This window comes from Polaromonas sp. P3_C2, assembly GCF_056402675.1.
The window spans coordinates 1-6183 of sequence record NZ_JBFUGX010000224.1 but is presented as its reverse complement, the minus strand read 5'-3'; the positions used below and the strand labels follow the sequence as shown (position 1 = coordinate 6183).

The following is a 6183-nucleotide window of genomic DNA, read 5'->3' as shown; positions in this document are numbered from 1 at the left end:
ATGCTGCGCAACACCGTGCCTGCGGCTGCCGAATGCGACATCTCGGCCATCAAGCGAAACCGCGAGTTTGGCCAAAAATACAATATCACYGGCACGCCCACCCTGATTTTTGCTGACGGATCCCGCGCGCCAGGCGCGGTCAGCGCCCAGGAAGTCGAAAAAATGCTGCTCAGTGCAAAAACTCCCTGAAAATGGGCCAGAAGGCCCTGTTTAGATACAAAATCGACCTCCAGCCCGCACACCACCTGCGCGAGCAGCTCCTTTTTTGATAGCATTTACAGCCCGATCGACTTGATCCGTCGGGCGCCCCCATGCAGCTGGCGGCAGACGTGGGGTATTCTTTGCGCAAGATGCCAGGCACCCCTAAAAACACTTCCTCCCCCCTTCACTACCGCGTCGAAACAGACGTTCTGCACGCCCACCTCTTTCGCGTGACCCTCACGATCGCACAGCCTGACGCTTTGCAAAGGGTCTCGCTGCCTGTGTGGATCCCCGGCAGTTACCTGGTGCGGGAATTCTCCAAAAACCTGCAGAACCTGGAGGCTCGCCAAACGGTACGAACACCGCTTCGTGCCGAACAGCTCGATAAATGCACCTGGCAGATTCAGTGCTCGCCTGCCAAACCGCTGGTGCTGCGCTATGAGGTGTATGCCTGCGACAACTCCGTGCGCAGCGCCTGGCTGGATTCCCATCGCGGCTTTTTCAACGGCACCAGCCTGTGCCTGAAAGTGCAGGGCCAGGAAAAAGCCGCGCATGTGCTGGAGATCCTCACACCGAAAGCCGCCAAGGGCTGGTCACTGGCCACAGGGCTCAGGCCGCAGGCAGTCAACAAGCATGGGTTTGGTACCTACCTGGCGGCCGATTACGACGAACTGGTGGACTGCCCCGTGGAAATGGGCGCTTTCTGGAGCGGTACTTTTACGGCGCGCGGCGTGCCGCACCGCATGGTGGTCGCGGGCGCGGCCCCGAGCTTCGACGGCGCAAGGCTGCTGGCGGACACCCAGAAGATTTGCGAAACGGAGATCCGTTTCTGGCATGGTGCGAAAAAGCCTCCCTTCAAGAGTTACCTCTTCATGCTGAACGCGGTGGACGAAGGCTACGGCGGACTCGAGCACCGCAACTCGACTGCACTGATCTGCAACCGGAAGGACTTGCCGCGCCTGGGTGAATCCCGCACGGCAGAAGGCTACACCACGCTGCGCGGCCTCATCAGCCACGAATATTTCCATACATGGAATGTCAAGCGGCTGCGTCCCGCGGAGTTTGAACACTACGACTACGGCGCCGAGAATTACACCGGGCTGTTGTGGTTTTTCGAGGGCTTCACCAGTTACTACGACGACCTGTTGCTGCGCCGCGCCGGCCTGCTGGACAACGCCGGCTACCTCAAGCTGCTCAACAAGACCATCAACCAGGTCATGCAGACCCCGGGCCGGCTGGTTCAATCCGTCGCCCAGGCGAGCTTCGATGCCTGGGTGAAGTATTACCGGCAGGATGAAAATACGCCCAACGCCACCGTGAGCTACTACACCAAGGGAGCGCTGGTGGCGCTGTGTTTTGATCTGACGCTTCGGGCAGAAGGCGGAGCTGCCGGGGGCGCGACACTGGACAACGTGATGCGCGCACTCTGGCAACGCTGCAAAGCCGGCCCCCTGCGCGAGACAGATTTTGCAGAGGAGCTTGCAGCCGCAGGACACCGCCCGTTTGCCACCGAGCTGGCCCAATGGGTGCACGGACGCGAAGAACTTCCGCTCAAGGCCTTGCTGGAACAGCATGGCGTGACAGTCGCCGAAGAACCTGCGCAACTGGCTCAGCGGCTGGGATTACGCGCCAGCGAAAACCAGGGCGTGGTGCAGGTCAAGACCGTGCTGCGCGGCGGCGTTGCCGAGCATGCCGGGTTTGCGGCGGGAGATGAATGGCTGGCGGTGGAACCCATTGCCACAGGCGCACGGGAGCCGGAGGGCGGTTGGCGCATGAACCGGCTCGATGACCTGCTGCACTACGCAGGCACGGCCAAAAAAGTCATTGCCCTGGTCGCACGCGACAAACGCCTGCTGCGGCTGGAGCTGCCCATGCCGCCCGCGCTGACCACCTGGCGCCTGGCGGTGCGGGATGCCGCGCTGATGGACCAATGGCTCGGCCAGAAAACCTGACCCGGCCTGGCGCGACTCACCTCTTCGGAAGGTCATTCGCCCTTGAATACCGCGGGATGCTTTTCAAGAAAAGCCGTCACGCCTTCCATGTAATCGTGGCTGCGTCCCAGGGCCGCCTGCATGTCGCGTTCCGCATCGAGTTGCTGATGCAGCGTGCGCGTGGCGCCTTCGCGCATCTGCCGGGTAAAGCTGTTCAGGGCCTGGGGGCGGTTGAGCGTGAGGATGCCCACAGCACCATCGATGGCATACAGAACGGTGGGATCGGCAGCGGAGCCGGTATGGGAAGCAGTCATGGCAGCAGTCTCCTGTTCCCGAATCTAGCATTGCGGCAAGCCATTGGCAGCCATGAGCCCGTGGCATCATTGCCGGACGCATTTTCAGCCAAAGGACCTATTTCATGTCTTCCACGACCTACGAAACCATTGAAACCCGCACCGAAGGCCCGGACAGCCGCAAGGTGGGTATCGTCACGCTGAACCGGCCCAAGCAACTCAATGCCCTGAACGACCAGCTCATGGACGAACTGGGCCGGGCGCTCAAGGCGTTTGATGCTGATGACACCGTCGGCTGCATCATCCTGACCGGCAGCGAAAAGGCCTTTGCCGCAGGCGCCGACATCGGCGCCATGGCCACCTACAGTTTTGCCGACGTTTACAACAACGATTACATCACCCGCAACTGGGAGCAAATCCACAGCATCCGCAAGCCGGTGATTGCTGCCGTCAGCGGCTTTGCGCTGGGCGGCGGCTGCGAGCTCGCAATGATGTGCGACTTCATCATTGCTGCCGACAACGCAAAGTTCGGCCAGCCTGAAATCAAGCTGGGCATCATTCCCGGTGCTGGCGGCACGCAGCGCCTGCCCCGTGCCGTGGGCAAGGCCAAAGCCATGGACATGACCCTGACGGGCCGCATGATGGATGCCCAGGAGGCAGAGCGTTCAGGCCTGGTCAGCCGTGTGGTGCCGCTGGAAAAGCTCATGGACGAAGCCCTGGGCGCCGCGCTGATGATCTGCAGCTACGGCCAGACCAGCGTCATGGCCGCCAAGGAAGCCCTCAACCGGGCATTTGAAAGCGGCCTCAGCGACGGCGTGATGTTCGAAAGGCGCCTGTTCCATTCGCTGTTTTCCACCGAAGACCAAAAAGAAGGCATGGACGCCTTCGTCAACAAACGAAAACCGGTTTTTAAACACAGGTGAGCCCCACCAGTAGGGGCCGCGGGTCCGGCTTCGCCGGCCCCAGGCGCCGCCCCCTTGAGGGGGGGAGCAGGCTACACGCAGTGAGCCTGGACGGGGGTGTTTTTATAGTTATAATCTTGGGTTCGGTCGTATAGCTCAGTTGGTTAGAGCGCAGCATTCATAATGCTGATGTCGGTGGTTCAAGTCCACCTACGACCACCAGGAATGCGTCAAAGCCTCAGAGGGTCCTTCCCCCTGAGGCTTTGTTCTTTGTTATTCTCCTATTTATTAACAGCCTCTGGACACATACCATGAACCGCTGCACTTCCCGCCTGGCCGCACTCCTGATGATGCTGGCTGCTTCTGCCGGCCTGATGAGCCTGCCAGCCCTGGCCCAGACCGATCCCGCCGAGGCTGTCAAACCCAACATCCGGAAATTCCCTCCCAAGGCCGTCCGCGGCGAAATGGTGGTGGTGACGCCGCCGGTGATCTCCATGGACGGCAAGCAGGACAGGCTGTCTGTGGGCGCACGCATACGCGACATCAACAACAATTTCGTGTTGTCCGGCGCACTCCTGAACCAGAAGCTGGTGGTGAACTACCTGCGCAGCAACACCGGCGAGGTCCATGAGGTCTGGATCCTCAACGCGGAAGAGGCCAAGGAAAAGCGGGCGGGCGGCACCGACACGGTGTTCAATTTCAACAGCGGCACCCCTGCCAAGACAGTGGACAACGGCAAGACGCCGTACGACCAGTTACCTGCCTACAAGCAGTAACGCCCACAGCCTCAAGCGAAATCAGCCTKACGCCCTTTAAACATGGGCGCAAGCAGCTATTAATTTAATAGCAATCGCCATCAGCCCGCGGACAAACCGCAAATCAGCCAGCATCATGAGCAAAAAAGTCTTCATTAAAACCTTCGGCTGCCAAATGAACGAGTACGACTCGGACAAGATGTCCGACGTGCTCCATGCTGCCGAAGGCTACGAGCCTACCCAGGACATGGAACAGGCCGACCTGATCCTGTTCAATACCTGCTCCGTGCGCGAAAAAGCCCAGGAGAAAGTCTTCAGCGACCTGGGCCGCGTCAAGCACCTGAAAGAAAAAGGCGTGCTGATCGGCGTCGGCGGCTGTGTAGCCAGCCAGGAAGGCGCGGCCATCATCCAGCGCGCACCTTATGTCGACGTGGTCTTCGGCCCGCAAACCCTGCACCGCCTGCCGCAGCTGCTGGCCAACCGGACCCGGCTGGGCAAGCCGCAGGTCGACATCAGCTTTCCCGAGATCGAAAAATTCGACCACCTGCCGCCGGCGCGCGTCGAGGGCGCCAGCGCCTTCGTGAGCATCATGGAAGGCTGCTCCAAGTACTGCAGCTACTGCGTGGTGCCCTACACCCGTGGCGAAGAGGTCTCTCGGCCCTTCGAAGACGTGCTGGTCGAAGTCGCCGGCCTGRCCGACCAGGGCGTCAAGGAAGTCACGCTGCTCGGGCAAAACGTCAACGCTTACCGTGGCCCCATGGGTGGCACGGCCGAGATCGCCGACTTCGCAACCTTGCTCGAATACGTGTCCGACATCCCGGGCATTGAGCGCATCCGCTACGTCACCAGCCACCCCAATGAGTTCACGCAGCGCCTGATCGACGCCTACGCCAAGCTGCCCAAACTGGTCAACCACCTGCATTTGCCGGTKCAGCACGGCWSCGACCGCATCCTSATGGCGATGAAGCGCGGCTACACCGCSATGGAATACAAGAGCACSATCCGCAAGCTGCGCGCCATCCGCCCGGATCTGGCCATGAGCAGCGATTTCATCGTGGGCTTCCCCGGCGAGACCGAAGACGACTTCGGCAAGATGATGAAGCTGATCGACGAGATCGGCTACGACACCTCGTTCAGCTTCATTTACAGCCCACGCCCCGGCACCCCCGCCGCCGCGCTGCAGGACGACACACCGCACGAGGTCAAGCTCAAGCGTCTGCAACATTTGCAGGCCGCGATTGACGACAGCGTGCGCGCCATCAGCGCCAGCCGCCAGGGCACGGTGCAGCGCATTCTGGTGGAAGGCGCCTCGCGCAAGGATCCGACCGAACTCATGGGCCGCACGGAGTGCAACCGCGTGGTCAACTTCAAGGGCCAGCCGCGCCTCATCGGCCAGATGCTGGACATCACCATCACCCAGGCCACGCAGCGTTCGCTGCGCGGCGAAGTCCTGACGCGGGACGTCGCCGTGGCGGCCTGAGACCGCCCGCGCGTTGCTCAAGCACTCGACACGCATGCTGCAACGATTTTCGTTCCGGCAACTTCTGGTGATCGCCTTCCTGCTGATTGCTGCCCTGCTGGGCGCCGCCTCGCTGCGGGCGCTGTTTACCCTGGAAGACCTTTCGCTGCAAAGCCGCAGCAATGCCGCACGTGCCCTCGAACTCAGCAGCGCGGCGCAGTCCCTGGCCGAGCGCAGCGTATCGATGGAGCGTACATCCCGCCAGTCGGTCGTCCTCGACGACCGGGTATTGCGTGAGCGCTTCGGTGACGAGGCCCGTGAAGCTGCGAGTATCCTGACCAGTCTGGCGCGAGAAGACGTACCGGTGGCCAAAGCCCGGCAATGGCGCGCGCACATGCAGAGCATCGGCGATCTGCTGACCGGCCCGACCGGTACCGCGCTGGACCGGGAACGCCAGCTGGCGCAAGAATTCCGCGAACTGGAAAGTGTCAACGCCGCCATCGCCGTGCAGGTGCAACAGGCGATTCAGCAACGCAACAAGTCGCTGGAGGGCAAGCTCGAGGCCAGCCGCCAGCGGCTGACCCAGCAGGTAACCTGGGCCATCGTGCTGGCCATCGCCATGGCGCTGGCATTCGGCGTGTG

At 61.6% G+C, this 6183-nt stretch carries 6 protein-coding genes, 1 tRNA gene and 1 pseudogene; 7 read left to right on the top strand and 1 reads right to left on the bottom strand.

Annotation, left to right across the window (positions count from 1 at the left end):
* Positions 1-189: thioredoxin fold domain-containing protein (locus AC1DWI_RS11200; RefSeq protein ID WP_477724841.1), on the top strand; the 189-nt coding region annotated here is incomplete at its 5' end.
* A 161-nt stretch (positions 190-350) separates the two neighbouring features.
* A complete protein-coding gene (locus AC1DWI_RS11195) occupies positions 351-2153 on the top strand; it encodes a M61 family metallopeptidase (protein ID WP_477668919.1) in 1803 nt (600 codons plus the stop codon).
* 32 nt (positions 2154-2185) lie between these two features.
* Here AC1DWI_RS11195 and AC1DWI_RS11190 read toward each other — a convergent pair whose 3' ends face one another.
* Complete coding sequence (locus AC1DWI_RS11190; protein WP_477668355.1) at positions 2186-2446, bottom strand: enoyl-CoA hydratase-related protein; 261 nt, start codon at positions 2444-2446, stop codon at positions 2186-2188.
* A gap of 104 nt (positions 2447-2550) precedes the next feature.
* Between AC1DWI_RS11190 and AC1DWI_RS11185 the strand changes: the two genes are divergently transcribed.
* From AC1DWI_RS11185 to AC1DWI_RS11165, 5 genes and pseudogenes are all read left to right on the top strand, one after another.
* The gene (locus AC1DWI_RS11185; protein ID WP_477668356.1) at positions 2551-3348 is read left to right on the top strand and encodes an enoyl-CoA hydratase; all 798 of its coding nucleotides are present in this window, start codon (positions 2551-2553) and stop codon (positions 3346-3348) included.
* A gap of 124 nt (positions 3349-3472) precedes the next feature.
* Positions 3473-3549 (top strand) — tRNA-Met (locus AC1DWI_RS11180).
* A gap of 89 nt (positions 3550-3638) precedes the next feature.
* Positions 3639-4103, top strand: a complete 465-nt coding sequence (locus AC1DWI_RS11175; RefSeq protein ID WP_477668357.1) for a hypothetical protein — start codon at positions 3639-3641, stop codon at positions 4101-4103.
* Between the two features lie 115 nt (positions 4104-4218).
* Positions 4219-5562 carry a tRNA (N6-isopentenyl adenosine(37)-C2)-methylthiotransferase MiaB gene (gene miaB / locus AC1DWI_RS11170; RefSeq protein WP_477724840.1) on the top strand — a complete coding sequence of 448 codons (1344 nt, stop codon included), beginning with the start codon at positions 4219-4221 and terminating at the stop codon, positions 5560-5562.
* Between the two features lie 34 nt (positions 5563-5596).
* Positions 5597-6183: pseudogene (locus tag AC1DWI_RS11165) on the top strand (two-component sensor histidine kinase); the annotation flags it as partial.

Coding starts and splice junctions, on each gene's coding strand:
- AC1DWI_RS11185 (WP_477668356.1), top strand. CDS start 2,551: ATGTCTTCCACGACCTACGAAACCATTGAAACCCGCACCGAAGGCCCG.
- AC1DWI_RS11195 (WP_477668919.1), top strand. CDS start 351: ATGCCAGGCACCCCTAAAAACACTTCCTCCCCCCTTCACTACCGCGTC.
- AC1DWI_RS11190 (WP_477668355.1), bottom strand. CDS start 2,446: ATGACTGCTTCCCATACCGGCTCCGCTGCCGATCCCACCGTTCTGTAT.
- AC1DWI_RS11175 (WP_477668357.1), top strand. CDS start 3,639: ATGAACCGCTGCACTTCCCGCCTGGCCGCACTCCTGATGATGCTGGCT.